This window comes from Pseudophaeobacter sp. C1-32P7, from assembly GCF_041008775.1.
Classification (GTDB): domain Bacteria; phylum Pseudomonadota; class Alphaproteobacteria; order Rhodobacterales; family Rhodobacteraceae; genus Phycobacter; species Phycobacter gallaeciensis_A.
In genome coordinates this window covers 135,172-160,601 of record NZ_JAXGFR010000006.1, presented here as the reverse complement: position 1 = coordinate 160,601, position 25,430 = coordinate 135,172, and the positions used below count along the sequence as shown (strand labels likewise).

At 61.5% G+C, this 25,430-nt stretch carries 29 protein-coding genes; 14 read left to right on the top strand and 15 right to left on the bottom strand.

Annotated elements, in window-relative coordinates:
- Nucleotides 1-112 precede the first annotated feature (112 nt).
- Nucleotides 113-1,240 (top strand): beta-ketoacyl-ACP synthase III, encoded by a 1,128-nt coding sequence (locus tag SM763_RS10745; RefSeq protein WP_065272917.1) that lies wholly within the window; start codon nucleotides 113-115, stop codon nucleotides 1,238-1,240.
- A 74-nt stretch (nucleotides 1,241-1,314) separates the two neighbouring features.
- Here SM763_RS10745 and SM763_RS10740 read toward each other — a convergent pair whose 3' ends face one another.
- Nucleotides 1,315-1,785 carry a hypothetical protein gene (locus SM763_RS10740; RefSeq protein WP_065272916.1) on the bottom strand — a complete coding sequence of 157 codons (471 nt, stop codon included), beginning with the start codon at nucleotides 1,783-1,785 and terminating at the stop codon, nucleotides 1,315-1,317.
- Nucleotides 1,786-2,222: 437 nt separating this feature from the next.
- Here SM763_RS10740 and SM763_RS10735 point away from each other — a divergent pair, with 437 nt between their 5' ends.
- Complete coding sequence (locus SM763_RS10735; RefSeq protein WP_274868612.1) at nucleotides 2,223-2,813, top strand: thymidine kinase; 591 nt, start codon at nucleotides 2,223-2,225, stop codon at nucleotides 2,811-2,813.
- A gap of 15 nt (nucleotides 2,814-2,828) precedes the next feature.
- On the opposite strand, the gene SM763_RS10730 is transcribed toward SM763_RS10735, so the two are convergent.
- The 5 genes from SM763_RS10730 to SM763_RS10710 form a co-directional block, all read right to left on the bottom strand.
- A complete protein-coding gene (locus SM763_RS10730) occupies nucleotides 2,829-3,779 on the bottom strand; it encodes a 2-hydroxyacid dehydrogenase (RefSeq protein WP_368998519.1) in 951 nt (316 codons plus the stop codon).
- 3 nt (nucleotides 3,780-3,782) lie between these two features.
- Entirely contained in the window at nucleotides 3,783-4,121 is a 339-nt protein-coding gene (locus tag SM763_RS10725) for a tRNA-binding protein (RefSeq protein WP_274832917.1), read from the bottom strand.
- Entirely contained in the window at nucleotides 4,114-4,929 is an 816-nt protein-coding gene (proC, locus tag SM763_RS10720; RefSeq protein WP_368998518.1) for a pyrroline-5-carboxylate reductase, read from the bottom strand. The genes SM763_RS10725 and proC overlap by 8 nt, the downstream gene beginning before the upstream one ends.
- Before the next feature lie 43 nt (nucleotides 4,930-4,972).
- Complete coding sequence (locus SM763_RS10715; protein ID WP_065272911.1) at nucleotides 4,973-5,473, bottom strand: type III secretion system chaperone family protein; 501 nt, start codon at nucleotides 5,471-5,473, stop codon at nucleotides 4,973-4,975.
- Between the two features lie 361 nt (nucleotides 5,474-5,834).
- Nucleotides 5,835-6,083, bottom strand: coding sequence for an accessory factor UbiK family protein (locus SM763_RS10710; RefSeq protein WP_065272910.1), 249 nt, complete (start codon nucleotides 6,081-6,083; stop codon nucleotides 5,835-5,837).
- A gap of 97 nt (nucleotides 6,084-6,180) precedes the next feature.
- Between SM763_RS10710 and lgt the strand changes: the two genes are divergently transcribed.
- The 5 genes from lgt to SM763_RS10685 all read left to right on the top strand — a co-directional run bounded on the left by lgt (nucleotide 6,181) and on the right by SM763_RS10685 (nucleotide 10,283).
- A complete protein-coding gene (gene lgt / locus SM763_RS10705; RefSeq protein WP_368998516.1) occupies nucleotides 6,181-7,080 on the top strand; it encodes a prolipoprotein diacylglyceryl transferase in 900 nt (299 codons plus the stop codon).
- Entirely contained in the window at nucleotides 7,077-8,144 is a 1,068-nt protein-coding gene (locus SM763_RS10700; RefSeq protein ID WP_368998514.1) for a class I SAM-dependent methyltransferase, read from the top strand. The genes lgt and SM763_RS10700 overlap by 4 nt, the downstream gene beginning before the upstream one ends.
- Nucleotides 8,141-8,896, top strand: a complete 756-nt coding sequence (gene pgeF / locus SM763_RS10695) for a peptidoglycan editing factor PgeF (protein ID WP_368998513.1) — start codon at nucleotides 8,141-8,143, stop codon at nucleotides 8,894-8,896. Before SM763_RS10700 ends, pgeF begins: the two co-directional genes overlap by 4 nt.
- 188 nt (nucleotides 8,897-9,084) lie before the next feature.
- The gene (locus SM763_RS10690; RefSeq protein WP_368998511.1) at nucleotides 9,085-9,237 is read left to right on the top strand and encodes a hypothetical protein; all 153 of its coding nucleotides are present in this window, start codon (nucleotides 9,085-9,087) and stop codon (nucleotides 9,235-9,237) included.
- Between the two features lie 281 nt (nucleotides 9,238-9,518).
- A complete protein-coding gene (locus tag SM763_RS10685; RefSeq protein ID WP_065272906.1) occupies nucleotides 9,519-10,283 on the top strand; it encodes a Hint domain-containing protein in 765 nt (254 codons plus the stop codon).
- A 44-nt stretch (nucleotides 10,284-10,327) separates the two neighbouring features.
- Here SM763_RS10685 and SM763_RS10680 read toward each other — a convergent pair whose 3' ends face one another.
- Nucleotides 10,328-10,828 (bottom strand): Lrp/AsnC family transcriptional regulator, encoded by a 501-nt coding sequence (locus SM763_RS10680; protein WP_065272905.1) that lies wholly within the window; start codon nucleotides 10,826-10,828, stop codon nucleotides 10,328-10,330.
- A 223-nt stretch (nucleotides 10,829-11,051) separates the two neighbouring features.
- On the opposite strand from SM763_RS10680, the gene trxB reads away from it, so the two are divergent.
- From trxB to SM763_RS10660, 4 genes are all read left to right on the top strand, one after another.
- A complete protein-coding gene (gene trxB / locus SM763_RS10675; protein ID WP_065272904.1) occupies nucleotides 11,052-11,993 on the top strand; it encodes a thioredoxin-disulfide reductase in 942 nt (313 codons plus the stop codon).
- Nucleotides 11,994-12,155: 162 nt separating this feature from the next.
- Entirely contained in the window at nucleotides 12,156-13,835 is a 1,680-nt protein-coding gene (locus SM763_RS10670; RefSeq protein WP_368998509.1) for an adenylate/guanylate cyclase domain-containing protein, read from the top strand.
- Nucleotides 13,836-14,040: 205 nt separating this feature from the next.
- Entirely contained in the window at nucleotides 14,041-15,756 is a 1,716-nt protein-coding gene (locus tag SM763_RS10665) for a bifunctional sulfate adenylyltransferase/adenylylsulfate kinase (protein WP_368998507.1), read from the top strand.
- A 152-nt stretch (nucleotides 15,757-15,908) separates the two neighbouring features.
- Nucleotides 15,909-17,021, top strand: a complete 1,113-nt coding sequence (locus SM763_RS10660) for a hypothetical protein (protein ID WP_368998505.1) — start codon at nucleotides 15,909-15,911, stop codon at nucleotides 17,019-17,021.
- Between the two features lie 14 nt (nucleotides 17,022-17,035).
- On the opposite strand, the gene SM763_RS10655 is transcribed toward SM763_RS10660, so the two are convergent.
- From SM763_RS10655 to SM763_RS10640, 4 genes are all read right to left on the bottom strand, one after another.
- Nucleotides 17,036-17,896: a hypothetical protein gene (locus SM763_RS10655; protein ID WP_368998503.1), complete on the bottom strand. Its 861-nt coding sequence runs from the start codon at nucleotides 17,894-17,896 to the stop codon at nucleotides 17,036-17,038.
- A gap of 57 nt (nucleotides 17,897-17,953) precedes the next feature.
- Nucleotides 17,954-18,838: a PhzF family phenazine biosynthesis protein gene (locus tag SM763_RS10650; RefSeq protein WP_274830141.1), complete on the bottom strand. Its 885-nt coding sequence runs from the start codon at nucleotides 18,836-18,838 to the stop codon at nucleotides 17,954-17,956.
- A 226-nt stretch (nucleotides 18,839-19,064) separates the two neighbouring features.
- Nucleotides 19,065-19,289 carry a DUF1150 family protein gene (locus SM763_RS10645; protein WP_274830142.1) on the bottom strand — a complete coding sequence of 75 codons (225 nt, stop codon included), beginning with the start codon at nucleotides 19,287-19,289 and terminating at the stop codon, nucleotides 19,065-19,067.
- A gap of 5 nt (nucleotides 19,290-19,294) precedes the next feature.
- Nucleotides 19,295-19,708, bottom strand: coding sequence for an Hsp20 family protein (locus tag SM763_RS10640; protein ID WP_197492324.1), 414 nt, complete (start codon nucleotides 19,706-19,708; stop codon nucleotides 19,295-19,297).
- Nucleotides 19,709-19,885: 177 nt separating this feature from the next.
- Here SM763_RS10640 and SM763_RS10635 point away from each other — a divergent pair, with 177 nt between their 5' ends.
- The 3 genes from SM763_RS10635 to SM763_RS10625 all read left to right on the top strand — a co-directional run bounded on the left by SM763_RS10635 (nucleotide 19,886) and on the right by SM763_RS10625 (nucleotide 22,034).
- Nucleotides 19,886-20,110: a YdcH family protein gene (locus SM763_RS10635; protein ID WP_347509793.1), complete on the top strand. Its 225-nt coding sequence runs from the start codon at nucleotides 19,886-19,888 to the stop codon at nucleotides 20,108-20,110.
- Nucleotides 20,111-20,464: 354 nt separating this feature from the next.
- Nucleotides 20,465-20,965, top strand: coding sequence for a 5-(carboxyamino)imidazole ribonucleotide mutase (gene purE / locus SM763_RS10630; RefSeq protein ID WP_065273762.1), 501 nt, complete (start codon nucleotides 20,465-20,467; stop codon nucleotides 20,963-20,965).
- The gene (locus SM763_RS10625; protein ID WP_368998502.1) at nucleotides 20,958-22,034 is read left to right on the top strand and encodes a 5-(carboxyamino)imidazole ribonucleotide synthase; all 1,077 of its coding nucleotides are present in this window, start codon (nucleotides 20,958-20,960) and stop codon (nucleotides 22,032-22,034) included. The genes purE and SM763_RS10625 overlap by 8 nt, the downstream gene beginning before the upstream one ends.
- A gap of 111 nt (nucleotides 22,035-22,145) precedes the next feature.
- Here SM763_RS10625 and SM763_RS10620 read toward each other — a convergent pair whose 3' ends face one another.
- Genes SM763_RS10620 through SM763_RS10605 form a run of 4 tightly spaced genes read right to left on the bottom strand, consistent with a single transcriptional unit; the run spans nucleotide 22,146 to nucleotide 25,389 of the window.
- A complete protein-coding gene (locus SM763_RS10620) occupies nucleotides 22,146-23,297 on the bottom strand; it encodes an alpha-D-ribose 1-methylphosphonate 5-triphosphate diphosphatase (protein ID WP_368998613.1) in 1,152 nt (383 codons plus the stop codon).
- Complete coding sequence (locus tag SM763_RS10615; protein WP_065273761.1) at nucleotides 23,284-24,081, bottom strand: alpha/beta fold hydrolase; 798 nt, start codon at nucleotides 24,079-24,081, stop codon at nucleotides 23,284-23,286. The genes SM763_RS10620 and SM763_RS10615 overlap by 14 nt, the downstream gene beginning before the upstream one ends.
- A gap of 39 nt (nucleotides 24,082-24,120) precedes the next feature.
- Entirely contained in the window at nucleotides 24,121-24,993 is an 873-nt protein-coding gene (locus SM763_RS10610; protein WP_368998500.1) for a DMT family transporter, read from the bottom strand.
- 36 nt (nucleotides 24,994-25,029) lie between these two features.
- Nucleotides 25,030-25,389, bottom strand: coding sequence for a hypothetical protein (locus SM763_RS10605; protein ID WP_368998499.1), 360 nt, complete (start codon nucleotides 25,387-25,389; stop codon nucleotides 25,030-25,032).
- Nucleotides 25,390-25,430 lie beyond the last annotated feature (41 nt).

Below are 25,430 nucleotides of genomic sequence, written 5' to 3'. Positions count from 1 at the left end.
AACACTGCCCCACTGTTCCTGCTTGCCCCTGCGGCAGCTTGCGGCTGACCTTGACCTTCCGCACGCAAAATGCCCAGATATACGGCACTTTGCGAACTCGGGATCCGTTACCATGCACACAGCCGCCATAACCGGCACCGGGGTCTTCACCCCGTCTCAGATCATCACCAATGCCGAGCTGGTCGTGGCGTTCAACGCCTACGCCGACCGCATGAACGAAAAGAACGCCGAGGCCATCGCAGCGGGCGAAATGGCCCCGATGCAGCACTCCTCGGAAGAGTTCATCGTCAAGGCCTCTGGCATCGAGCAGCGCTATGTGATGGACAAGACGGGAATTCTCGACCCCGAGGTCATGCACCCGCTGCTGCGCCAGCGCAGCGATGACGAACCGGGCATTATGGCGGAAATGGCCGTCGATGCGGCGACCAAGGCTCTGGCACAGGCTGGCAAGACCGCGGGCGACGTAGACGCCGTGATCTGTGCGGCCTCCAATATGGAACGCCCCTACCCCGCGGTGGCAATCGAGATCCAGAAACTTCTCGGCATCGACGGATTTGCCTTCGACATGAACGTCGCCTGTTCCTCGGCCACGTTTGGCCTGCAGGTGGCCGCGGATATGATCCGCTCGGGCAGCATCCGCTCAGCGCTGGTGGTCAACCCCGAAATCTGCTCGGGCCATCTGGAGTGGCGCGATCGCGACTGCCACTTCATCTTCGGCGACGTGGCAACGGCGACGCTCGTCGAACGGATCGAAGACGCCAAGGGACCGCATTTCGAAATCCTGTCGACCCGCTGTGCCACCGAATTTTCCAACAATATCCGAAACAACAACGGCTTCTTGCGCCGCTCGCGCCCCGACGGGGTCGCGGACCGCCGCGACATGCAGTTCATGCAGAATGGCCGCAAGGTGTTCAAGGAAGTGCTGCCCATGGTCAGCGAGCACATCAGCACCCATCTGGCTGACAGTGGCATCGCCAATGATGACCTGAAGCGCCTGTGGCTGCATCAGGCGAACAAGGCGATGAATGATTTCATCGGCAAAAAGGTTCTGGGCCGCACCCCCGAGCCCGGCGAACAGCCCAATATCCTGCAAGACTATGCCAATACATCATCGGCAGGCTCGATCATCGCCTTTGCGCAGAATTCCGATGACATGGCCGACCAGGAAATTGGCCTGATCTGTTCCTTCGGCGCCGGCTATTCGGTCGGCTCGGCGATCCTGCGCCGCCATATGGGCTGAAAACGGAAAAGGCCCCGCAGTCCGTCGGGGCCTACCAGCGGGACTACTGCCCCGCAATGAAACGTCCGAGAGCGTCAGTTGCTCTCTTCTTCGAGATGCAATTTCATATCCAGCAGGACCTGCTGCAAAAGGACCGTTTCCCGCAGCAAGCGCTTGGCCTCATTGACGGTGATGATGCCATCAGCGATGGCTTCCTGATATTCGCTCATCAGGGTTGCAAACCGCTGGCTCAGCGCGATCACGTCGGCATTCACCCCGCCTGTGCGCCCGACACTTTCCACGCCCGAATCGTCGGAGTGATTATAGGACAGCGTGATATTCTTCAGATCCGCGAGCGCCGAGGTCACATGCGGAAAAGAAGCAGCCCCCTCCAGCTTGGCCACGGAATCTACCGGCATGAACCGTTCCGTATGTTCGGCATTGTCTGAATAGTAACGACCCAATGTCGCCTTGGACTTGCCTGTAATCTGACAGGCGGCCTCTATGCCAACGTCCTTAACCAGCGCTTCGGTATGCTTTTTCAGGTACCTGCCGATCTCTGCCATGTAAATCTTGCCTCATAAGCCGCCCCGGGGCGGGGAATGAACTTGTTAATTTCCCATGAAGTCCTTTTAAACGAATTGCAATACTAGCGCCATCCCTTGGGTTTTCAGGGATTTAACGAGTGGCCCAGATGCTATTGTGCATCTTTGTTTGGGGTTGAAGCAAACTTTGTGAGTGAGGTTGCGCTTCAATATGAGTGGGAGAGGTCAAGCATCCGTTTCGGATGTACGACATATCCTTCTTTAGGCGTCCTCCCCAGTGGCGCGTGCCTGTATCCATCCCTAGGGTCTATTTCGACCCGGACTGGACGGGCTGCTGTGGGGGGGCGTATTTTGGACATCAGGGTTCGAATCCTGTGATCCGCACTGCCCTATGCATCCCCACGATCCGGGATTATTTTGCGGTTCACTCAGCCATTGCCAAAGGGTAAACCGCACGCATGGCAAAGCTCTATTTCAACTACTCCACCATGAACGCCGGTAAATCCGCCGTGCTGCTTCAGGCCTCGCACAACTACCGCGAAAACAACATGGACACCTACCTTCTGACCGCACGTGTCGATGATCGGGCAGGCAAGGGCCGGATTGCTTCGCGGATTGGCATCAGCGCCGAGGCCGATGTGTTCAGTGCGGGCGAGGACCTGTTCGCAAAAATCAAATTACGCCTGTCACGAGGCAGCGTTGCCAGTATTTTTGTGGACGAAGCACAATTCCTGTCGCCAGATCAGGTCTGGCAACTGGCTCGTGTGGTCGATGATCTGGGGGTGCCGGTTCTGTGCTACGGGCTGCGGGTAGATTTTCAGGGCAACCTGTTTCCCGGATCCGCCACCCTCTTGGCGCTAGCCGATGAAATGCGCGAGGTGCGAACCATCTGCCATTGCGGCAAGAAGGCCACCATGGTGATCCGACAGGACGATCAGGGCCGTGCGATCACCACGGGTGATCAGGTGCAGATCGGCGGCAATGAAACTTATGTCTCGCTCTGCCGCCGTCACTGGCGCGAAGCGGTCGGGGACGGTTCCAAAACCTGACCGCCCCCGATTGGTTCAAACCGGGTTGGGCAGTTCCCGCCCGGCGATGAAGGCCGCGACATTGTCCAGAACCATATGCCCCATGTTGCTGCGCACCTCTTCGGTGGCCGTGCCCAGATGTGGCAGCAGGGTCACGGTATCAAGCGCCCGCAGCGCCTCGGGCACCTCCGGCTCGAATTCATAGACATCAAGGCCAGCCCCGGCGATGCGTTTTTCGCGCAGGGCAGCGATCAAGGCCGCTTCCTTCACGATCTCGCCGCGGGCGATATTGATCAGATGCGCATGGGGTTGCATCGCCGCAAGCACCGCTTCATCCACCATATGCCGGGTGTCGGCGCCACCGGGCACGGCAACCACCAGGAAATCGACCTGCGCGGCCATCTCTGACAGGTTGGCGCAGCGGGTGACGGGGAAACCCGGATCCTTGTCGCTGCGGGCGGTGTAGAGGACATTCATGCCAAATCCGAAATGGCAGCGCTGCCCGATGGCGGCCCCGATCCGGCCAAGGCCGACGATGCCGACGGTTTTGCCCGTAACATGCTGACCCAGCATCTGGGTCGGATGCCAGCCTTCCCAGCTGCCATCGCGCACGAGCCGCTCCCCCTCGCCTGCGCGGCGGGCCGACATCAGCAGCAAGGTCATCGCGATATCGGCAGTCGCATCGGTGACCGCGCCCGGCGTGTTTGTCACAGCAACACCGGCGGCCCGGGCGGCCTCTACGTCAATATGGTTGTAGCCAACGCCGAAATTCGCCAGCAGCCGACACCGCGGCGCAGGCACCGCGGCAAAGATCTCGGCATCGAACCGGTCGCCCAGCGTCGGCATGACCACGTCATAATCCCGCAAGGCACGCTGCATTTCCGCGCGGCTCAGCACGCCCGTATCGGGGCGGATATCCACATCGAACTCTTCCCGCGCGCGGGCCTCGACAGCCGCTGTCATCGGCCGGGTAATCCAAAGTTTCATCGCTCAGTGCATCCTTCCGCCCAGCGGCACCGGACCATCCGGCCCGATCAGCCGGATCTCCCCGGCCTCATCCGGCAGGCCAAGCACCAGAACCTCGGACATGAACTTGCCGATCTGGCGCGGCGGGAAATTGACCACCGCCACAACCTGTTTTCCCACAAGCATTTCCGGCGTGTAATGCGCGGTCACCTGGGCCGAGGTTTTCTTCTCACCGATCTCATCGCCGAAATCGATCCACATCTTGATCGCCGGTTTGCGGGCTTCGGGATAGGGTTCGGCCCGCACCACGGTGCCGACGCGGATATCGACCTTCAGGAAATCATCAAAGGAAATCTCAGCCACCGGACAGCTCCTTGGATCGGTTTGCAGCAGCCGCAACAGCCTGGTTCAGCAGGGGCGGGAAACCGCTGTCCTTGTCCATCAGCACCTCAAGCGCCGCCTGGGTGGTGCCATTGGGGCTGGTCACGTTCACCCGCAACTGGGCGGGATCTTCCGCGGCCGCCTCGGCCAGCGCCCCTGCGCCCGCCACGGTGGCCTTGGCCAATTTCATCGCCAGATCGGCGGGCAGCCCCTGCGCCTCACCTGCGGCGGCCAGTGTTTCGATCAGGTGGAACACATAGGCAGGCCCGGAGCCGCTGACGCCGGTGACCGCATCCATCTGATCCTCGGACTGCAGCCGCACCGTCTGGCCGATCGCGGACAAGAGGGTTTCGGCCAGATCCATATCGGCGCCGCTGCTGCGCCCGTTGCCGATCAGGGCAGTGATGCCGCGCCCGATGGCGGCGGGTGTGTTGGGCATGGCGCGCACGATGGGGGTTTTCTCCCCCAGCATCGCCTCGTAGCTGGCACATGAGATTCCAGCGGCAACCGAGATGAACAGGGTATCGCCATTGCCCAGCGCCTGAAGCCCCGGCAGTGCATCGCCCATCATCTGTGGCTTTACCGCGATCAATACGATGGCCGGGTTCTCTGGCAGGCCGCCGTTGATGGTCACGCCGGTCTGTTTCAGCCAGTCCGAAGGATAGGGGTCCAGAACCCAGACCGAGGTTGCGGGCAATCCGCCGTCCAACCATCCAGCCAACATCGCCGAGCCCATCTTGCCGCATCCCAAAAGGACCAGCCCGCGATCCGCGATATCCGTCATGTCCATTATCCCTGCCCCTGTGCTGTTACATCAGTTTCAGGGCACAGGTTTACGCGCGGCCATAAGCCTCTGCAATGGCGACCTGAAGAGATTCCTGAGGCGTGCGCCCGGCCCAGGTGGTCAGCTGAATGGCCGGGTAGTAACGCTCGCAATTCGACACAGCCGCCTGGATCATCGCATCGATCTGCTCGGCGCTGGCCGATTGGCCGCCCGACAGGATCAGGCCATAACGATAAAGCATCAGCTTGTGCTCGGCCCAATAGGTAAAGGCCCCTGCCCAGCACTGATCGTTCATCCGGTTGAGAAGGTCGTAGAGCAGCGGCAGCTTGTCCTCAGGCGGATCCATTTCGAAACTACACACCAGCCGCAGGGTTTCCTCGTATCCCGACCAGGCCAGGGTTACCGAATAGGTGCGCCATTGCCCCTCGACGGCCATGGCGATCTGATCATCGCCGATCCGGTCAAAGTCCCAGTCATGATGGGAGGCAACGTTCTCAACGATGTCTATGGGGTGGATGTCGTCTTCCAGATGATGCTCGGATAGGGCCATGATGCCACCTCTCTGGTATCTAGCATACGCACCTCTTCGGGTCCGCTAGAGCTAGCTTTGCGCTCAAAGGACCGGGGAGGCATCCCCGCTCCCATACTAGATATGGTGGACACCCGGATAGGCGCTGGCAACCCTTTATTTGGGGATATCTGCAATAAGTTGTGGATGAAGCGGAAAGCCACCCAAAATATCGGCAAAGCTGTGGATAAGGTCCCGGGCGCAAATCAGGCGGCCCAATCAAGGCGCCGCGTTATTTGGCCGTCACTGCCGGGACGTGCCGCCTGCACCGGACCCAAGCGGGCTTTTCGCCCGCGCAGGCACATGCGTATTCTGGATGGGTCCGGTCTTTAATCTTCAGTCTTCAGTTTTTGGCAGAGGCCTCAAGCGCATCAAGGCGGGCTTTCAGCGCTTCGTTTTCTTCGCGGGCCTTCTGCGCCATGGCGCGCACCGCGTCAAATTCTTCGCGTGTCACGAAATCACGGTCGGCCAGCCAGCGGTCGATCATGCTCTTCATCGCGGTTTCAGCTTCTTCGCGGGCGCCGTGGGCCACACCCATGGCATTGGTCATCAGCTGGGAAATATCGTCGAGGATCTTGTTGCGGCTCTGCATCGTCTTCTCCGTATCAGGCTTATGCCCTATATGGGCAACCAAAGGGCCGCGGGCAAGCCGTTGACTTCCCTTCCAGAGCAAAGGCATTCAGTCGCACATGCACGCAATGATCCAATTCCCCGACCTGTCGCCCGAAATCTTCTCGATCACCATCGGATCTTTTGAGTTCGCGCTGCGCTGGTACGCGCTGGCCTATATCGTCGGGATCCTGATCGCCTGGCGGTTGGCAGTGACGGCTCTGCGACAGCCCGCACTCTGGCCCGCGAGCCAGCCACCGATGCGTCCGCAGCAGGTCGAGGATCTGCTGACTTGGATCATCATTGGCGTGATCCTTGGCGGGCGGCTGGGGTTCGTTTTGTTCTACCAGCCGGGATACTACCTCTCCAACCCGGCCGCGATCCTGCGGATCTGGGAAGGCGGCATGGCCTTTCACGGCGGGCTGATCGGCGTGGTGCTGGCGGCCTGGATCTTTGCGCTGCGCCACGGTGTACCCCGGCTGCAGATGGCCGATCTGGTGGCCGTCAGCGTGCCGCCCGGGCTGATGCTGGGACGGCTGGCCAATTTCATCAATGCGGAACTCTGGGGGCGGCCAACGGATCTGCCCTGGGGCGTCGCCTTTCCGGGACAGGCCGCGCAGGACTGTGGGCAGGCCCTGGGCGAGATTTGCGCGCGGCACCCATCGCAGCTTTATGAGGCGCTACTGGAAGGCGCGCTGCTGGCGACATTGCTGCTCTGGATGGTCTGGCGGCGCAGGGCCTTTCACCGGCCCGGATTGGTGCTGGGGCTGTTTCTGGCGGGCTATGGCATGGCGCGGTTCCTAGTGGAATTCGCCCGTCAGCCCGACGTGCAGTTCGTGACCCCCGGCAATCCGCTCGGCCTTGCCTGGCATGTCGGCGGCTACGGGCTGACCATGGGGCAGCTTCTGTCGTTGCCGATGATCGCGCTGGGGCTGGTCTTTGCCATCGCCGCCCTGCGCCGCCAGAGGATCACGGCATGAGCCTGCTGGATCACCTGATTGCCCGCATCGATGTCGACGGGCCGATGAGCCTGGCCGATTACATGGCCGAATGCCTGCTGAATCCCCGTTTTGGCTATTATACCACCCGTGATCCGCTGGGCGCGGCCGGGGATTTCACCACGGCGCCGGAAATCAGCCAGATGTTCGGTGAGTTGCTGGGCCTGTGTCTGGCGCAAAGCTGGCTGGATCAGGGCGCGCCTGCGCCGTTCACCCTGGCCGAGCTTGGCCCTGGCCGTGGCACCCTGATGGCGGATCTGTTGCGCGCCACTCGCGCGGTGCCCGGTTTCCACGCCGCGCTGGAGCTGCATCTGGTGGAGGCCTCCCCCACCCTGCGCGAGGCGCAGGCCAAGTCGCTAACAGGGTTTGAACCGATCTGGCACGACACCATCGACAGCCTGCCACAGCAGCCGCTATTTCTGGTGGCCAATGAGTTCTTTGACGCCTTGCCCGTGCGCCAGTTCCTGCGCGATGGTACCGGCTGGCGCGAAAAACGCATCGGCATGCAGAACGGCACGCTGACCTTTGGCCTTGGCCCGGTGACCGAACAGCCCGCGCTCAGCCACCGGCTTGCGGACACCCGCGAGGGCGACCTTGTCGAACTCTGCGAAGGCGCGGCCCCTATCACCGCTGCAATTGCTACACGTATCGCAGCGCATGGTGGCGCGGCGCTGATCGTGGACTATGGCGACTGGCGCTCGCTTGGCGACACGCTGCAAGCGCTGCGCGATCATGCGCCCTGTGATCCGCTGGAGGCACCCGGCTGCGCAGACCTGACCACCCATGTGGATTTTGAGGTTCTGACACAGGCGGCACAGGCGCACGGCTGCGCGGCCACGCGGCTGACCCTGCAGGGCGTGTTTCTGGAGCGGCTGGGCATCACCGACCGCGCCCGCGCCCTTGCCGCACCGCTAGAGGGCGATGCACTCGACAATTTGATCGCCGCACATCGGCGGTTGACGCACCCCGAGGAAATGGGAAACCTGTTCAAGGTGCTGGGTCTCTACCCCGGCAACGCGACACCACCACCGGGGCTTCAGTCATGACGCTGGAAATACTGACATCGGATCTTCTTGGCCCCGTGCGGCACGGGTTTTTCACGCGCCGGGGCGGTGCGTCCTCCGGCATTTTCGAGGGACTGAACTGCGGGCTTGGATCCTCGGACCAGCGTGAAGCGGTCGAACTGAACCGCGCCCGCGTCGCCGCCGCAATGGAGGTCGCCCCGGAGAAGCTGGCCCGGGTCAATCAGGTGCATTCCCCCGACGTCGCGGTGATCGAAGAGGTTGGCAACAGCCCGGACAGAGCCGATGCCATGGTCACCCGCACACCGGGTGTCGCCCTGTCGATCCTGACGGCAGACTGCCAGCCGGTGTTGTTTGCTGACCCCGAGGCCGGAGTGATCGGCGCCGCCCATGCCGGCTGGCGCGGGGCGCTGGACGGGGTGCTCTCTGCGACGGTGGAGGCGATGGTGGATCTGGGCGCAACCCGCAGCAATATCCTTGCCGTCATCGGCCCGACCATTTCGCAGCGCGCCTATGAGGTTGGCCCCGAGTTCTTCGACGACTTTATGGCCGAGGACCCGGAGAACGCGCGCTTCTTTGCCAATGGCGAAGGCGACCGCTTGCTGTTCGACCTGCCCGGTCTTGGCCTGCAGAAACTGCGCAGCGCCGGAGTTGCGGAGGCGGAATGGACCGGCCACTGCACCTATGGCGATCCAAAGCGATTTTATTCCTATCGGCGTGCCACCCACGAAAAACAGGCTGATTATGGCAGGCTGATTGCCTGTATCCGCCTGTAGGAAAAAGAAAACACACGCGCCCCCGATCCCTTTTGAAAATTCCTGGAGATCCCCCGCAGCCCGATTGTGACCGCCCCGGCCCCGCTTTGCCGGGGCTTTTCCATGCCCGCGCCACAATAACGTCGCATTGATTACCGATACCTGCGCTCAGACAGACATCGTTCAGAATGGACCCTGCAGGAGCAATAATGACAGCACGAACCCGTTTTATCGCTTCCATTGTTGCAACTGCCAAAAGCGAGAAAAGCAAATTGCCCTGGCACCGCGGCGTGGCGCGACGTGCGTCAATAGAGCGCCGCCGCAGCATCAGCAGTGACCCGAAGGCGCTGAAAAGCGCCTGAGTTACGGCGGAAAACTTGCCTTTACTTCCCGGCAGATTGCAGCCTCTGGACGTCTTCACTTTGTTCAGAAAATGCAAAGAAAGACCGGCCTGGGCAGGATGCGCGGAGCGGGGTTCTTCCGTGTAGAGGTTTGCTTAAACTCTTGCGGTCACCTTCCCGCCCAGTCCGGCACTCCGGTCCGGCGCAGGTGCAAAAAGCGACGGTGCCTGATCAAACAGTCCGAATGCCCCGCAGCCGCGGGGCTGTGGTTCCGAAGTCGAATTGAGAAAGGCCCTGACGCTATGAACACGCCTCACTCGCTGCACCAGGCCGCTGCATCGGCAGCCGAAGCCACTGCCCTGCTTCAGGATCCCGCCGCGCTGCGCATGGTCACCAAACCGCAGTTGCGCCGGTTCGAGGTCAGCGCCCTTTTGTCCAACGGAACCGTCGCGGAAACCCGTCACATCGCGCCGGCCCTGCCACTGTTCGAAAACGCCTTTTGTGCCTTTACCCGCGGAACGCTGGTGCAGACCGATATGGGCCCCGTCGCCATTGAGGACCTCTGGCCCGGTGACATGATCGCAACGCAAACCGGGGAATATCAGCCGTTGATCTGGAAAGGTTCCACCAGCCTGGTTCCAGCGCGCGCCGATTCCAAGGGACAGACCCATCCGCTCACCAGCTTCATGGCTGACAGTTTTGGAATGCAAAAACCCATGTCCTGCGTCGTGGCCGGTCCCGCCGCGCGGCTGCTGTGCACGCCGCCGCATATGCGCCGGGATGCAAGTGACAAGAAGTTGCTGACGCCGGTTCAGGATTTCCAGGACGGCATGAATATCTTTGAAACCTCACCGCCTACCGTGGTTGATATGTTCCATCTCTGCCTGCCGCAGCACGCGGTCATTCAGGTGGGGGGGCTGGAATTTGAAACCTATCATCCCGGGCCGAATGCGTTGAAACTGGTCAGCTATCCGATCAAGACGCTGTTCCTAAATCTCTTCAGCCACGCAGATGCGATTGCGGATTTCGGCCCGCTGGCCTTTGAGCGCGCGGACGCCGCTATCTGAACAACCTGTCAGCATCCCCTGTCGGCGACCTGGCACAGGTCCGGTCAGGGTTCCAGCGCCAGACGGTCTTCGAGAACGTCGAACGGCACGCCCGGCTCGTCCTTGGCACCTCGTATCACCAACGATGTCTTGACGCTTGCCACGTTCGGCGTGGTCAGCAACTCTCCGGTCAGGAAACTCTGAAAGGTGCTGAGATCGGGTGAGACGCATTTGAGGATGAAATCCACCTCGCCATTCAGCATGTGACACTCGCGCACCAGCGGCCAGCCGCGGCATTTTTCCTCGAATGCGCTCAGCTCTGCCTCGGCCTGGCTTTCCAGCCCCACCATGGCAAAGACCTGAACCTCAAAGCCAAGCTCCCGGCTGTTGACCTCGGCATGATAGCCCCGGATCAGGCCTGCTTCCTCCAATGCACGCACTCGGCGCAGGCAGGGCGGCGCGGAAATTCCGACGCGTTTGGCCAGTTCTACGTTGGTCATGCGCCCATCGGCCTGCAGTTCCGACAAAATCTTGCGATCGATCGGATCAAGGCGTGTAGTGACCATTGTGGAAGCTCCCGTCAGTTTGCGTTTCTTATATCAGCGCCGCGAAAGCGCGCAATATTATTTCACTGCGCCGCAATAATCTTTGCCCTCCGCAAGATCAAGCTGCCTCGGATAACAGCTGCGTCACGAAGGTGATGCCGGGGGTTTAAGCGCCTCTGGTCTGTCGCTATATCCTGTGGCTGACGGCGGATTGCCCGCCAACCTGCGGATTTGGGGATATGAGATGAGCGATACGCGTCACACCAAGGTACTGATCATCGGGTCGGGTCCGGCCGGATATACTGCGGGGGTCTATGCCTCCCGCGCCATGCTGGAACCTATTCTGGTACAGGGCATCGAACCGGGCGGCCAGCTGACCACCACCACCGAAGTGGAAAACTGGCCCGGCGACACAGAGGTTCAGGGCCCTGATCTGATGGTGCGCATGCAGGACCACGCCAAGGCGATGGGCTGCGAGATCATCGGCGACATCATCACCGATCTGGATCTCAGCCAGCGCCCCTTTACCGCCAAGGGCGATAGCGGCACCACCTACACGGCGGATGCGGTGATCCTGGCAACCGGCGCCCGCGCGAAATGGCTGGGCCTGCCGACCGAGGACAAATTCAAGGGCTTTGGCGTCTCCGCCTGCGCCACCTGCGACGGCTTCTTCTACCGCGGTCAGGAAATCGTGGTGATCGGCGGCGGCAACACCGCCGTTGAAGAGGCGCTGTTCCTGACCAACTTTGCCTCCAAGGTCACACTGATCCACCGCCGTGATGAGCTGCGCGCCGAAAAGATCCTGCAGGACCGGCTCTTGAAGAACCCCAAGATCGAACCGCTGTGGTTTCATCAGCTGGAAGAGGTCGTCGGCACCGATGCGCCGCTCGGCGTTGAAGGCGTCAAGGTCAAGAACGTGCAGACCGGTGAAATCTCGGAAATCCCCTGTAAGGGCGTCTTTGTCGCCATCGGCCACGCCCCGGCAACCGAACTGGTCAAGGATGTGCTGGAACTGCACAATGGCGGCTATGTGAAGGTCAAGCCCGGCTCCACCGAAACCTCGGTCCCCGGTGTTTTCGCAGCCGGCGATCTGACCGACCATAAATACCGTCAGGCCGTGACCTCGGCCGGGATGGGCTGCATGGCGGCCCTTGATGCCGAACGGTTCCTGGCCGAACAGGAATAAGCCAATCCCGGCATCCGGCGGCCCATACTGCCGCAGGCCGGAGCCGATGCCGAAAACAGCCGCACGCCCCCACAGGGCGCGCGGCTTTCCTATTGCAGAGCCTTGAGCCGCATCGCGGCATCCCGTCACAGTCACCGCAGGCTACACGGGGGAGAGCAGCCGGTGACGCACGCGCTGTGGCAGGGCAACTGGATTATCCGCACCCGGATGGTGACCGGGCTGATCCTGTTCACCTATGTGTTCTTCCATTTCATCAACCTGGGCCTGGCGCTGTTCTCTCCTGCGGCGGTGGAGGCCATGCAGAGCGCCCGCCAGATCATCACCCGCAGTGTGCTGGGCGGTGTCATTCTCTATAGCGCGCTGATCCTGCATGCCGGGCTAGCCCTGTGGCAACTGACCCGGCGACGCAGCTGGCGGATGACCTGGAACGAGGCGGTGCAGCTGGGGCTTGGCCTTCTAATCCCATTGCAGCTGTTGCGGCACATTACCTACACCCGCTACGCGCATGAGCTTCACAACGTCAACGATGAGATGGGCTTCATCCTTGTCCTGATGTGGAACTCGCCATCGATCTGGTGGCAGGCACTGCTGTTGCTGGCCGTCTGGATCCATGGCTGCATGGGGCTGCACTACTGGCTGCGGCTGACGCGCTGGTGGCGCCGAACACAGACTTATATGATCGGGCTCGCGGTATTCATCCCCACCTTTGCCCTGGCCGGCGCGTTGAGCGAGGGACGCCGGATCTACGATCTGTTTGTCGAGGGCAGTCAGCGGGCGGCGCTGATGGCAGGTTACAACTGGCCCGACCAGCCGACATTCTTAAGCCTCCGAGAGAATGAAAACCTCTGGATCGGCCTGTTTCTGGCGCTTCTTGTGCTGACCGGAACCGCCGTGCTGCTGCAAAAGGCATTGCGCAAACGCCGGGCGGTGCGGATCACCTATGTGAACGGTCCTGTGGTGAGCGCCGAAAAGGGGCTGACCCTCTTGGAAATGTCCCGCGCCAGCGGCGTACCTCATACCTCTCTCTGCGGCGGCAAAGGGCGCTGCACCACCTGCCGGGTGGTTGTCGAAGACGGATTGGATGCGCTTCATCCCCCTTCTGATGCTGAGGCGCGCAGCCTTGCCGCCGTGCGGGCCAGCAGCACCATGCGGCTGGCCTGCCAGATACGGCCTACCGCACCGCTGACCGTCTGCCGCATGTTCCGGCCCGACGGGCGGACCACACGGGCCCACGCCAGCCAGGGGCAAGAACGCAGGCTCGCCATCCTGTTTCTCGACATCCGCGGCTTCACCAGCCGTACCGAAGGTCAGTTACCTTATGATGTAGTGTTCCTGCTGAACCGGTTCTTCGATGCCATCGTCCCCGCGATCACCGGCGCCGGTGGGCATGTGGACAAATACCTCGGCGATGGGCTGCTGGCAGTCTTCGATGCGCCCTACCCGGCTCATTCCGCCCGCGCGGCGCTGAACGCTGCAGCCGCCATCGGCACGGCGCTGCGCACATTCAACGCGCGCCTGGAGGAAGAAGACAGCCCGCCGGTCCGGATCGGTATCGGCCTGCACCTTGGCGATCTGGTTCAGGGTGAAATCGGCTCTGCGGATCACGCTCCGCGCACCATCATCGGCGACAGCGTCAATGCGGCAAGTCGGCTTGAGGCTGAAACCAAGGCCCTTGGCGTCGAATTGCTGGTCTCTGCCGCCGTTGTGGAGGCTGCCGGGTTTTCCGCCCCCGAAGACAGCCTGCAATCCTTCCAGCTGCGCGGCGTCGCAGAGCCAGTCGCGGCTCTTGCGGCCCTGCGCGCGGAGGATCTGTTCACACTCCTCGACACACCAACGAAGTGAGTCCAATCCGGAGCTTCAGACACCGGAACGATATTCCACGTTTGCCCGCGCGGGGCGAAACAGCATCTGTTTGTGAAGCAATGGGCACACATCGTCCTTTTTTCCCCAGTTCGCTAGACATTCAAGAAAGCTTTGCGCTATTGCGCGGCCTTAAGCCGTCCGCGACACGGGCGCCCCCTCCCGCGCAAGTGAAGAGAGAATTCACATGACTATGTTGAGTAATTTGGCTCCGATCCCCGAGCTCTATGTATCTTACGACTCCGCCCAGAAGCTGAAGGTCGAGGCCGGTGAGCTGAAAAGCCACGATCTGAGCCCGCGCCAGATCTGTGACCTGGAGCTGCTGATGAACGGCGGTTTCAACCCGCTGAAAGGCTTCCTGACCGAGGAAGACTATGACGGCGTTGTCGAAAATATGCGCCTGGCGGACGGCACGCTCTGGCCGATGCCGATCACCCTCGATGTGAGCGAAGATTTCGCAAGCTCGCTCGAAGTGGGCGAAGACATCGCTCTGCGCGATCAGGAAGGCGTCATTCTGGCCACCATGACGGTCACCGACCGCTGGGAGCCCAACAAATCCCGCGAGGCCGAAAAGGTCTTTGGCGCCGACGACGAAGCACACCCGGCAGTGAACTACCTGCACAACCACGCAGGCAAGATCTACCTCGGTGGCCCGGTCACCGGCATCCAGCAGCCCGTGCACTATGATTTCCGCGGTCGCCGCGACACCCCGAACGAGCTGCGCGCCTATTTCCGCAAGCTGGGCTGGCGCAAGGTCGTGGCCTTCCAGACCCGCAACCCGCTGCACCGTGCACACCAGGAACTGACCTTCCGCGCTGCCAAGGAAGCGCAGGCCAACCTGCTGATCCACCCGGTTGTCGGCCTGACCAAACCGGGCGATGTCGACCACTTCACCCGTGTGCGCTGCTACGAGGCGGTGCTGGACAAATATCCGGCCTCGACCACAACCATGTCGCTCTTGAACCTGGCCATGCGCATGGCAGGTCCGCGTGAAGCCGTCTGGCACGGTCTGATTCGCGCCAACCACGGCTGCACCCACTTCATCGTTGGCCGCGACCACGCCGGCCCGGGCAAAAACTCTGCCGGTGAAGATTTCTACGGCCCCTATGACGCGCAGGAACTCTACCGTGCGCATCAGTCGGAAATCGGCTGTGAAATGGTCGACTTCAAGCACATGGTCTATGTGCAGGAGCGTGCCCAGTACGAACCCAATGACGAGATCGCCGACAAGGATGACGTCACCATCCTGAACATCTCGGGCACCGAACTGCGTCGCCGTCTGGCCGAAGGTCTGGAAATCCCGGAATGGTTCTCCTTCCCCGAGGTGGTGAAAGAACTGCGCCGCACCAAGCCGCCGCGTAGCCAGCAGGGCTTTACCGTATTCTTCACCGGTTTCTCCGGCTCCGGCAAATCCACCATCGCAAACGCGCTGATGGTCAAGCTGATGGAGATGGGTGGCCGTCCGGTAACGCTGCTGGATGGCGATATCGTGCGTAAAAACCTCAGCTCCGAGCTGGGTTTCTCGAAAGAGCACCGCGACCTCAACATCCGCCGCATCGGCTATGTTGCCTCCGAGATCACCAAAAACGGCGGCATCGCCATCTGTGCGCCGATCGCGCCTTATGCGGCCACTCGCCGTGCCGTGCGCGAGGACATCGAGCAGTTCGGCGCCTTCATCGAGGTGCACGTCGCGACCTCGATCGAGGAATGCGAACGCCGCGACCGCAAGGGTCTCTACAAGCTGGCGCGCGAAGGCAAGATCAAGGAATTCACCGGCATTTCAGATCCTTATGACGTGCCCGCGAACCCCGAGCTGAGCGTCGAGACGGAAAACGTCGATGTCGACAACTGTGCCCACCAGGTTCTGCTGAAGCTGGAAAGCATGGGGCTGATCACCGGTTGATCCCTGACTGACCCCACTCTGATTTCTGTTGAAACGGCCCGCCCTTTGGCGGGCCGTTTTGTTTTGCCTGAACGCCGCGACCAAAATGGATCTTTTTTGCAAGTAAATTTATCCCTACACAGGTTCAAGATTTCGTGTTCTGGAGCCCAAGTATGGTTACGCCCGTTAAGGCACATGTGTTTACCGACACCACAGCGCAGTCTTTTCTGAAGCAGGCGCCGGGACAGCAGCCCTGCATTGGTTCGGTGGCCTTTACCTTTGGCACCGAAGTTCCGGACGACACCGATGTGCTCATCGCTTTCAACCGGTCTTCCTACACCATCAAGACGCAGGTTCCGAAAGAGCGGACGGTTTTCATCGCTGCCGAACCAGATGTCATCCACCCCTATAGCTGCCGGTTCCTAAACCAGTTCGGATTGGTTCTGACGACGACGCAAAAACCGCTGGATACGGAAAAACGCAACCGGGCGGTCTGCTGGTACTGGTGGGCAGGCTTTGATTTCTCGGACAACGGCAATCATCGTGGCTATGACTGGTTCAAGACGCTGACCCCGCCGCAGAAACAGGACAAGATTGCCATCGTCACCTCAACCAAGGTGCACACCGAATATCACCGCAAACGGATGCGGTTTGTGGAAACCCTGATCGACGAGATTCCCGAGCACATCGAACTCTTCGGGCGCGGTTTCAAACCCATTGGCGACAAGGCAGACGCCCTGCTGCCCAACAAGTACAACCTCGCCATCGAGAATGGCGAAGGGCCGCATGTCTGGACCGAGAAACTGACCGACCCCTGGCTGTGCTGGTCCTTCCCCTTCTACGCAGGCTGTTCCAACGTGGACGATTATTTCCCGGTGGACAGTTATGAGACTCTGAATCTGGACGATCCGGTGGCCGAGGCCCGGCGCATGGTCCAGGAAATCCAGAACGGCTGCTGGGAAGCCGCACAGGACGCCATCGCCGCGGCGCGTGAAAAGGTGCTGGAGCAGGAAAACATCATGGTGCTAATGGCCAATCTCGCAACCGAGGCTGCGGCCCGTCCAGTTAGCGTACAGCCCAACCGCCCCCGCTATATCTGGTCCGAACGTTCCCTCTGGCCAGAGAAAGGCTGCCGGGGCAGTCTGACGGACTGGACCCTGCGCAACGCGATCCTGCTGTTCGAACCGCAAGCCGAGTTGAAGAGCAAGGGGCTGCGCCACTGGTACGAAAAGAAAAAATCCACCCGAAGGGCCCGCAAGGAAGCCAGAGCCGCCAACGCGCGCTAAGGAGCATTGCCGCCTTAGAGGCTGTCGCGCAATGCCTCGGCCGCGCGGAGGAACAGATCGCCATAATGCGCCGCCGCAGGTTTGGCGGCGCGTAGGGCGGGCAGACGCTGGGCGTAATCCTCTGCACTGATACTGCGGACCGCCCGCTCCATATCCGCCAGATCATTGCAGAGGATCATGCCCTCAGTGTCGAAGAAATCCCCGATATTCGGACAGCCCCAGTAAATCGGCACAGTCTCGCAGAGGATCGCATCGATCAATTTCTCGGTGAAGCAATTCGGCTCCTGCACATTTTCGATAACCACCGAATAGCGGAAGGGGGCAAGACCCTCTGATTTATGCTCGAAAGGCGCGTAACCACGGCCCAAAATGCGCGCATCGGGCACGTTTTTCTGCAGGTATTCAACCAGCTGATGCCGCAGCTTGTGCCCCGGATGGTCGCGTTTGGCCGAGGCGATCAACGACAGATCTAAGGTCTTTTCAAGATCCAGATCCTGCCATTCCGGCACCCAGGTGGTTCCAAAGGGCAGGAACAGCCCGTTGGGCAATCGCGCGAGAAGATCCGGATCATAGGTAAAAACGCGGAAGAACCGCCGATGGCTGAGCCGCAGCAGACGGTGGTGGGACGCCGACATGATCTTCGGCTCCATCACCATCAGCGACAGCTGCGCGCGGCAATACCAGTTTAGCTGAAAATGCATCGCCGTCTTGGCAAAGACGATCAAATGATCCGCCGCGGTCAGATCGCCAACGCTGCCGCCCTGCAGCCGGTCGGGGCAGCCCAGTGGCCAGTGCAACTGCGCCAGCGGCATCTGCGGCAGCCCCCGATCAAGTTTCTGGCCGTAAGGTAGGATAGTAATCGCAGGCTCAGTCATGGCAACCGCTCCAGCATGGGAGGCAAGAGAACTCAGAACTCAATCACATGCTCCCATTTACAAATGCAGCGGAAGATCGACCTCTCCCCGCATCAGAACAAATCCCTCTCCGGCAACTTTTACCCCCGTCAGCGCCTCTGCCGGTCCCACGCGGGTCACACGCGCCTGCCCAGGCCGCCCCAGCCCGTGCCCCTGTTCAGCTACGAAGCTGTCCTTAGGCATCAGCCCGTGCTTCCACAGATAGGCCGCCATCGCGCCGGTTGCTGAGCCAGTAAAGGGATCCTCCGGTGGGCTCGGCGGCGCCATCAGCAGGCGGGAAAAGGTATCCCCTGCCTCTGTGGCGCCATCCAGCGTCACCAGAAAAGGCTCCATCATGTCGATCCCATCAGCGCCGAGCTGTGCCGTCAGCCGGGCAAGGGCATCAAGATCCAGCCTTGCTGCCTCTAGCGCGGCGCGGTCCTTCAGCACAGTGACGCAAAAGGGCAAGCCGGTCGACACTTTCTGCGGCTCACCGATAATGGCTTCTGGCGGCAGGGACACTGCTGCCGCAACCAGGGCCGGATCCGGCTGCGGGCCGAACTCTGGCGCCACCTGCGTCATCTCGATCAGGTCGCCCTCGATCTGCACCGGAACAATTCCCGCGCCGGTTTCCAGCGTCACCGAGGTGCCGTTGATCAGCCCGCGATCCTTGAGCGCGGCAACGGTGGCGATGGTAGGATGGCCGGCAAAAGGGATTTCGCGGCTGGCCAGGAAATAGCGCACTTTGAAATCCGCCACCTGCGACGGCCCGGTAAAGGTGCATTCGACCAGAGAAGTCTCCCGCACGAAGGCGGTGCAGACCTCCACCGGCAGGCTGGCCCCCTCATGCACGACCGCGCAGCCATTGCCGCCAAAGGGGCGATCCGAAAACGCATCCACCCAGTCAAAAGAAAACGATGTCATGATATCAAACGCCCCAAACCGCTGTTTTATCGGGACGTTACCGGCGCAGAGCGCAATGATCCAGCCGCGAAAGCCCGTCGGGGACACGACTTGCGCCTCAACAGCCGTTTTGGACGATTATTCTCCCGTTCTCGCGCGGGAGGTTTCTGGAAGCTATCCAAATGCATGACTGCCCCGCCCCAGCGGGGCAATCCGGGGGGCGCATTCGCGCCCCTGAAGGAGTTGTTCAGTGCACCGTCACTGGCGACAGGTCATTCTGGCGGGCCAGAACAAAGGCCATGCGGCGGTCTGCCACCAGCGCCAGCTGTTCGCCTTCGGCGTCGTGCACCGCGTAAAGCTGCTTGTGACCCTTGGCACCGGCCTGCACATCCTCGGGCAGGTCCGCAACATCAACCGCCTTGACGTAGACGATCCGCTTGCCGGTTTCGTTGAAATCAAATGGTGTATGCATGTCTCTTACCCCTTTCGAATATTGATGGTCTGAACCACGGTTTCCGGGCGGGCACGGGTTAGGTCCACGTGCAGCAGACCATTCTCCATCAGCGCCTCGCCCACTTCGACCCCGTCGGCCAGCACGAACATGCGCTGGAACTGACGCGCGGCGATGCCCCGGTGCAGGAAGACGCGGCCATCGCTGTCGTCGCGCTGACGGCCACGGATGACCAACTGGCGGTCCTCGACGGTGATGGAAAGATCCTCTTCGGCAAACCCGGCCACGGCCAGGGTAATGCGGTAGGAATGATCCGAGGTCTGCTCGATATTATAAGGGGGATACCCCTCGTTGCCGGATTTGGCCGAGCGTTCCAGAAGGCGTTCAAGCTGCTCAAACCCCAGCATATGCGGGTAAGAGCCCAAGGTAAGTTTCGACACGTGTTACGTCCTTTGTTCGAAAGCGACGGATAGTCTTGCGGCCCCAACAGGCGACCGCTCTTACAGAATATGGTAAGTTCTTTTGATTACTCAAGAGCGTGGACGCATAGGCCTAGCCGAAAAGCCGTTAACGAAGTATCTTGAACCCCGCATCTTTCACCAGCCTCCGAGTCGCCAATGAACGCCCCTACCGATATCTCGATGAAGACCGACGAAGTCCTCAAGGTTGAGCTTGAGGTGTTCCGCAGGCAGCACCGGGATCTGGATGAGGCGATCACCGCCCTGCAGGAACGCGGCACCGCAGATCAGCTGACCATCCGGCGGCTGAAAAAGCAGAAACTGGGCCTGAAAGACAAGATCGCCCTGATCGAAGATCGGCTGACACCGGATATCATCGCCTGACCCCGCTGCGGGCTGCCTGACACTTGGTAACGGCCCCGCCGTCCGGTGAATTCCTCCCTCCTGACGCCACGGAGCTGCGCCCAAGCAATAGCTGGTCAACCGAACAATCACTCCCGCGCTTTTTGCAGGTCGGCAGCGATGCTGCCGCAGGCAAACTCCTTGGGCCCAGCAGCGCGCATGGGCGCGCTGCGGTCACGCAAATCGGTATCCTGGGCCCCCGGGCGTTTCCGCGCCGACACAGCCTTATTTTGCCCGCATTGCCGCATTGCACCATGCGCGTCTTCGACTATAGTGCGCGCTCCTTCCACCCCAGCAGGTCCCATGCAGACCTGCGGCATGACAGGACCGGATCACATGCCTGAAACCACCGCTGACATCAAAGTGGGCATCATCATGGGCAGCCAGTCAGACTGGCCCACCCTGAAAGAGGCCGCCACGATTCTGGATGAACTGGGCGTGCCCTACGAGGCAAAAATCGTGTCGGCGCACCGCACCCCTGACCGGCTGTGGACCTATGGCAAGAGCGCGGCAGAACGCGGTTTGCAGGTCATCATCGCCGGCGCTGGTGGCGCGGCGCATCTTCCCGGCATGGTTGCCTCGAAAACCCGCGTTCCGGTGGTAGGCGTCCCAGTGCAGACGCGGGCGCTGTCGGGCGTGGATTCGCTTTATTCCATCGTGCAGATGCCCAAGGGCTTTCCGGTTGCCACCATGGCCATTGGCGCCGCCGGTGCTGCCAATGCCGGGTTGATGGCCGCTGGCATCCTCGCCCTGCAGGATCCCGCGCTTGCCACCCGTCTGGACGACTGGCGCGCAGCCCTTTCTGCCTCGATCCCGGAGGAACCCGTCGATGACTGATCCTTTGCAGCCCGGCGCAACAATCGGAATTCTCGGCGGGGGTCAGCTTGGCCGGATGCTGTCGGTTGCGGCCTCCCGTCTTGGCTTCAAGACTCATATTTTTGAACCCGGTGCCAACCCGCCCGCAGGCGATGTCGCTCACATGGTCACAACCGCACCTTATGAGGATGAGGCCGCGCTGGCCGCCTTTGCCGCCTCGGTGGATGTGATCACTTATGAGTTCGAAAACATCCCCACTGCGGCGCTGGATGTGCTGGAGCAGCACCGCCCGATCCGCCCGGGGCGCGAAGCCCTGCGCGTGTCGCAGGATCGGCTGACGGAAAAGGCCTTCCTGCAGGATCTAGGCCTGCAAACCGCCCCCTTTGCCGACATCCCAGATCAGGCCGCACTGGATGCGGCGCTGGCAGAGATCGGCGCGCCCGCGATCCTGAAGACGCGACGCTTTGGTTATGATGGCAAGGGGCAGGCGCGGATCATGACCGCCGAGGACGCAGCCCCCGCGCTGGCTTCGCTCGCCGGGGCGCCTGCCATTCTCGAAGGGTTTGTCAATTTCAGCCATGAAGCCTCGGTGATTGCCGCGCGCAGCCCTAGCGGCGAGGTCGCCTGTTTCGATCCCGGCGAGAACGTGCACCGCGACGGCATCCTGCACACCACTACCGTGCCTGCCCGCCTTAGCCAGAGCCAGCGCATGGATGCGGTGCTGATGGCGGCGAAGATCCTGAACGCGCTCGATTATGTCGGCGTGATGGGGGTCGAGCTCTTCGTCCCCCCCAAAGGGCTGGTCGTCAACGAGATCGCGCCGCGCGTCCACAACTCCGGTCACTGGACCCAGAACGGCTGCGCGGTGGATCAGTTCGAACAGCACATCCGTGCAGTGGTCGGCTGGCCGCTGGGCGACGGTCAGCGGCACAGCGATGTGGTGATGGAGAACCTGATTGGCGATGACGTTAACCGTATCCCCGATCTGGCGCGGGAACCCGATTGCGCCCTGCATCTCTATGGCAAGGCCGACGCCAAACCCGGGCGCAAGATGGGCCATATCAACCGGGTCATACGCGCGCAGAAATAACACTTCGCCAGCCGCACGCATCCGAAATTCGCCAATGGCGGGTTTCGGGCGCAGCATCGAGGGCCCGCCAGCCGGGCGTGAGAGGCTGCGCCCTGCCTGCCCGATTGAGGGTTAGCCTAGAAAACGCGCTGCGATCTCGCCGCTCATATAGCTGACGCGCCCACCCGACAGGGTTGCCGCAACCCGCTGGCTGTCTTTCTCAAGGATCACCACATCGGCGCGTTTGCCTGGCGCCAACTCTCCGCGATCCTCCAGCCCCAGAACTTCGGCAGGGCCCTTTGACACCAGATCCCAAGCCCCTACCAGATCCAGCAGCCCACTGCGGGCCAGCATCAGCGCAGCGCGGCGCGGGCTCGGATAATGATAGTCCGAGGCGATCGCATCACAGAGCCCCATGGCGATCAACTCGACCGCAGACACATTGCCTTTATGAGAGCCGCCCCGCACCACGTTTGGGGAGCCCAGAATGATATGATCGCCCCCGGCCCGTGCCGCCTCTGCCGCTTCCAATGTTTCCGGAAATTCGCTGATCCGCACACCGCGACCCCGCCATTCGGCACGCATGGCCGCGTTTTGGTCATCATGGCTTCCAAGACGCACGCCCATAGTGCCAAGTTCGGCGCAGATTGCATCCAGGGCAGCAGGCACCTCATCCGATCTGGCGTGCATATCCTGCAGCATCTGCCAGTGGACCTCCGGGTTGCGCCCCGCCTTCAGCGCCTGCCCCACAAGCCGGGGCGGTTTCTTTCCCGCCGCCAGCCGATCGTGTGGTAGATGATCGTTGAAAACGACATAGCCCACTCCGGCCGCCGCAATACGCTGAGGCAGGCCCGCGTAGTCATCCAGCATATGAGTCTCGAACCGCAGCTGTGGTAGGATATCCGTCACTACCCGGTTCCGCACAGCAGTGATCGCAGCAAAGACCTGGTCGGCATAGTCCGGCGCGCGCAGCCCGCCTTCCCAGCTGTGGAACTGCGCCAGAACCGCCGTGGTGATACCGTTGGCTGCCAATTCTGCCTCGGCAGCGATGACGCCCTCGTCCATCTGCTTCATCGCGCCGCGTCGGGGGGCAAGATGGCGTTCGAACCCGTCGCCGTGCAGGTCGATGATGCCCGGCAGTACCAGATAGCCAGACAGATCCACCGCGCGACCGGCGCGATCCGCGACAATTGCCCCCTCCGCGAGTGAGAGTTCCGCGCCCGGAACCAGCCCCTCAGGCAGCAGCACATCGGCGCCCTGCAGCGTCAGTTCAAGTGTCATCAGCTCCCGGCTCCTTTGCCGCCTTGTCGGTACAAGCGCCCTCATCGCACAGGCCGTCGGGCAGGCCAAGCACCGCATCAAGCCAGGTGATCTTGGGATCGAACCGGCCATGCTCTAGAAAATGTAGCGCCTGGGCGATGACCAGCGGATTGTTCATCATGAATGTATGGGTGACCGGCAGTACGATGTGATCGGCCATCCCTTCGAGCCGGGTGCTTTGAACCGAAACCTTGCCATCGTCCTGACCGGGAATGAGACTGGACCACACCGGGTTGAGCGAACGGTTCCCCGCTATAATCCCCAAGGGGAAATCCGCAGGCGGCAGCCGGTTGGGCAGGCTCTCCGGCCCGGTGCCCAGTTGCAAACCCGCCGGTCCGTGCAGCAGGCCAAACACCTCCCAGTCGCCCAGTTCGTCCACCAGTTCGCTACCATGGTTCGGAGGCGCTAGCATGACAACGCGGCCCAGATTTTCCGGTCGGTTGTCCTGCAGCCATTGCCGCACCAGAATGCCGCCCATCGAATGGGTAATCAGATGCACCGGCTGATCGCCGCAGGCCGCAAAGGCATCAGGCAGCGTCTGTTCGGCCAGCACGGCCACAGGTTCCTCGGTCGAAGGATAGCCCGGGCTCTGCACGGTGATGCCGCGCCCCTCCAGAACCTGTTCCATCACCGAGAAGGACGATTCCGTGCGAGCCAGCCCGTGCAGCAGGATGGCGCAATCCGCCAGAGCGGGCAGAGGCAGCAACAGGGACAGCGCTGCAAGAACAGGGGACAGAAGACGTTTCATGCAGATCAGATAGACATGCACCGCGCCAGCGAAAAGCCCCTATCGCGCGCGCGGTGCGCTCCAGATCACCAGGGCGATCCCGCCAAGGACAGCACAGGTTCCCAGCGCCAGCCGCAGCCCCACCGGTTCGGCCAGAAACACAAAGCCCCCCAGAATGGCAATGATTGGCACGCTCAGCTGGATGGTTGCCGCGACCGCAGGCTGCAATTCGGGCAAGACGCGGTACCAAAGCGCATAGCCCATCCCCGAGGTGACAGCCCCGGATATCACCGCCAGCAGGATACCTTCGGGCGAGGCATGAAGCGATGCCGCCGCAAACAGCATGAAAGGCAGCATCATCAGGGTTGCGACCACAAAATTCATCGCGCTGGCCCGCAAAGGATCGCCCGCGCCACGCCCAAGCAGGGTATAGGCCGCCCAGCCCAGACCGCTGAGCGTCATCAGCGCAGCAGCCCCCGGCGGCACCTGCACCGGGCCGCTGGGCCAGACCACATAGGCGAGACCCGCAAACGCCACCAAGGCCCCCAATACCTGACCAGCCGTTGTCCGACTGCCACGCAGCGCGCCCCAGCCGAACATGGAAATCTGCACCACGCCAAACAGAACCAGCGCGCCAAGACCAGCATCAAGCCCCTGATAAGCGAGACAAAATCCAATCATATAGAGGGTCAGAGCCGCCCCGCCCAGCAGGGCGTCTTTCCATGCTGCGACCGGCGTCTCCCCCGCCCCCTTGCTTCGTGACCGGGCCGCTTGCAGCGCGACTAGAAGCACCAGGGCAACGGCGCCAGAAGCTAGGCGCAGCAGGCCAAAGCCCATCGCATCCATATAGCCCCAGCCGATGGCCATGCGGCCCAGAACCGAATTCGCCGCAAAGGCAATCAGAACGAGCAGAACCAGAACAACGAGTTTCATCACCGGCCTCCGTTTCAGGCCGGAATGACCCGCCTATCAGTTCAGAATACGCAGGTCGGTATCACCGTATCCGCAGGTGTAGCAACAGTCATTGCATCTTTGTGAATTGTTGAGACCAACGCCCCAATACTTGTTGCTGTCACCCCGCACCCAGGCGCCATAGCAGATCGTCTCGCCGGTCTCACAGCTGAGGCTATATTCGCGCACATCGTAGTCGTCGACGATGTAGACCTGACCGTCTCCGGGCCAGGCACGGCGATAGTCCTGACTGTAGAATTCCAGACTTACGATATGCGGATAATCGCTGCGTATCGTCCATTTCAGACTGTCCGCCTTTGCTGCCTCGACAGCTCCAAAAGTGACAGCAACAACCGCCAGCAGTGCCAATCCCTTCATCACGTCCCCCAGTGCACAATTTTTTGAACGGGTTCAGCGTA

What these genes read in the sequence shown, in the direction of transcription:
- SM763_RS10680 (WP_065272905.1), bottom strand. Translation starts at nt 10,828, where the DNA reads ATGGTCACTACACGCCTTGATCCGATCGATCGCAAGATTTTGTCGGAA.
- lgt (WP_368998516.1), top strand. Translation starts at nt 6,181, where the DNA reads ATGCACGCAATGATCCAATTCCCCGACCTGTCGCCCGAAATCTTCTCG.
- trxB (WP_065272904.1), top strand. Translation starts at nt 11,052, where the DNA reads ATGAGCGATACGCGTCACACCAAGGTACTGATCATCGGGTCGGGTCCG.
- SM763_RS10690 (WP_368998511.1), top strand. Translation starts at nt 9,085, where the DNA reads ATGACAGCACGAACCCGTTTTATCGCTTCCATTGTTGCAACTGCCAAA.
- SM763_RS10645 (WP_274830142.1), bottom strand. Translation starts at nt 19,289, where the DNA reads ATGCATACACCATTTGATTTCAACGAAACCGGCAAGCGGATCGTCTAC.
- SM763_RS10735 (WP_274868612.1), top strand. Translation starts at nt 2,223, where the DNA reads ATGGCAAAGCTCTATTTCAACTACTCCACCATGAACGCCGGTAAATCC.
- SM763_RS10635 (WP_347509793.1), top strand. Translation starts at nt 19,886, where the DNA reads ATGAACGCCCCTACCGATATCTCGATGAAGACCGACGAAGTCCTCAAG.
- SM763_RS10740 (WP_065272916.1), bottom strand. Translation starts at nt 1,785, where the DNA reads ATGGCAGAGATCGGCAGGTACCTGAAAAAGCATACCGAAGCGCTGGTT.
- SM763_RS10655 (WP_368998503.1), bottom strand. Translation starts at nt 17,896, where the DNA reads ATGACTGAGCCTGCGATTACTATCCTACCTTACGGCCAGAAACTTGAT.
- SM763_RS10715 (WP_065272911.1), bottom strand. Translation starts at nt 5,473, where the DNA reads ATGGCCCTATCCGAGCATCATCTGGAAGACGACATCCACCCCATAGAC.
- SM763_RS10650 (WP_274830141.1), bottom strand. Translation starts at nt 18,838, where the DNA reads ATGACATCGTTTTCTTTTGACTGGGTGGATGCGTTTTCGGATCGCCCC.
- SM763_RS10685 (WP_065272906.1), top strand. Translation starts at nt 9,519, where the DNA reads ATGAACACGCCTCACTCGCTGCACCAGGCCGCTGCATCGGCAGCCGAA.
- SM763_RS10625 (WP_368998502.1), top strand. Translation starts at nt 20,958, where the DNA reads ATGACTGATCCTTTGCAGCCCGGCGCAACAATCGGAATTCTCGGCGGG.
- pgeF (WP_368998513.1), top strand. Translation starts at nt 8,141, where the DNA reads ATGACGCTGGAAATACTGACATCGGATCTTCTTGGCCCCGTGCGGCAC.
- SM763_RS10730 (WP_368998519.1), bottom strand. Translation starts at nt 3,779, where the DNA reads ATGAAACTTTGGATTACCCGGCCGATGACAGCGGCTGTCGAGGCCCGC.
- SM763_RS10660 (WP_368998505.1), top strand. Translation starts at nt 15,909, where the DNA reads ATGGTTACGCCCGTTAAGGCACATGTGTTTACCGACACCACAGCGCAG.
- purE (WP_065273762.1), top strand. Translation starts at nt 20,465, where the DNA reads ATGCCTGAAACCACCGCTGACATCAAAGTGGGCATCATCATGGGCAGC.
- SM763_RS10665 (WP_368998507.1), top strand. Translation starts at nt 14,041, where the DNA reads ATGACTATGTTGAGTAATTTGGCTCCGATCCCCGAGCTCTATGTATCT.
- SM763_RS10710 (WP_065272910.1), bottom strand. Translation starts at nt 6,083, where the DNA reads ATGCAGAGCCGCAACAAGATCCTCGACGATATTTCCCAGCTGATGACC.
- SM763_RS10605 (WP_368998499.1), bottom strand. Translation starts at nt 25,389, where the DNA reads ATGAAGGGATTGGCACTGCTGGCGGTTGTTGCTGTCACTTTTGGAGCT.
- SM763_RS10615 (WP_065273761.1), bottom strand. Translation starts at nt 24,081, where the DNA reads ATGAAACGTCTTCTGTCCCCTGTTCTTGCAGCGCTGTCCCTGTTGCTG.
- SM763_RS10610 (WP_368998500.1), bottom strand. Translation starts at nt 24,993, where the DNA reads ATGAAACTCGTTGTTCTGGTTCTGCTCGTTCTGATTGCCTTTGCGGCG.
- proC (WP_368998518.1), bottom strand. Translation starts at nt 4,929, where the DNA reads ATGGACATGACGGATATCGCGGATCGCGGGCTGGTCCTTTTGGGATGC.
- SM763_RS10700 (WP_368998514.1), top strand. Translation starts at nt 7,077, where the DNA reads ATGAGCCTGCTGGATCACCTGATTGCCCGCATCGATGTCGACGGGCCG.
- SM763_RS10745 (WP_065272917.1), top strand. Translation starts at nt 113, where the DNA reads ATGCACACAGCCGCCATAACCGGCACCGGGGTCTTCACCCCGTCTCAG.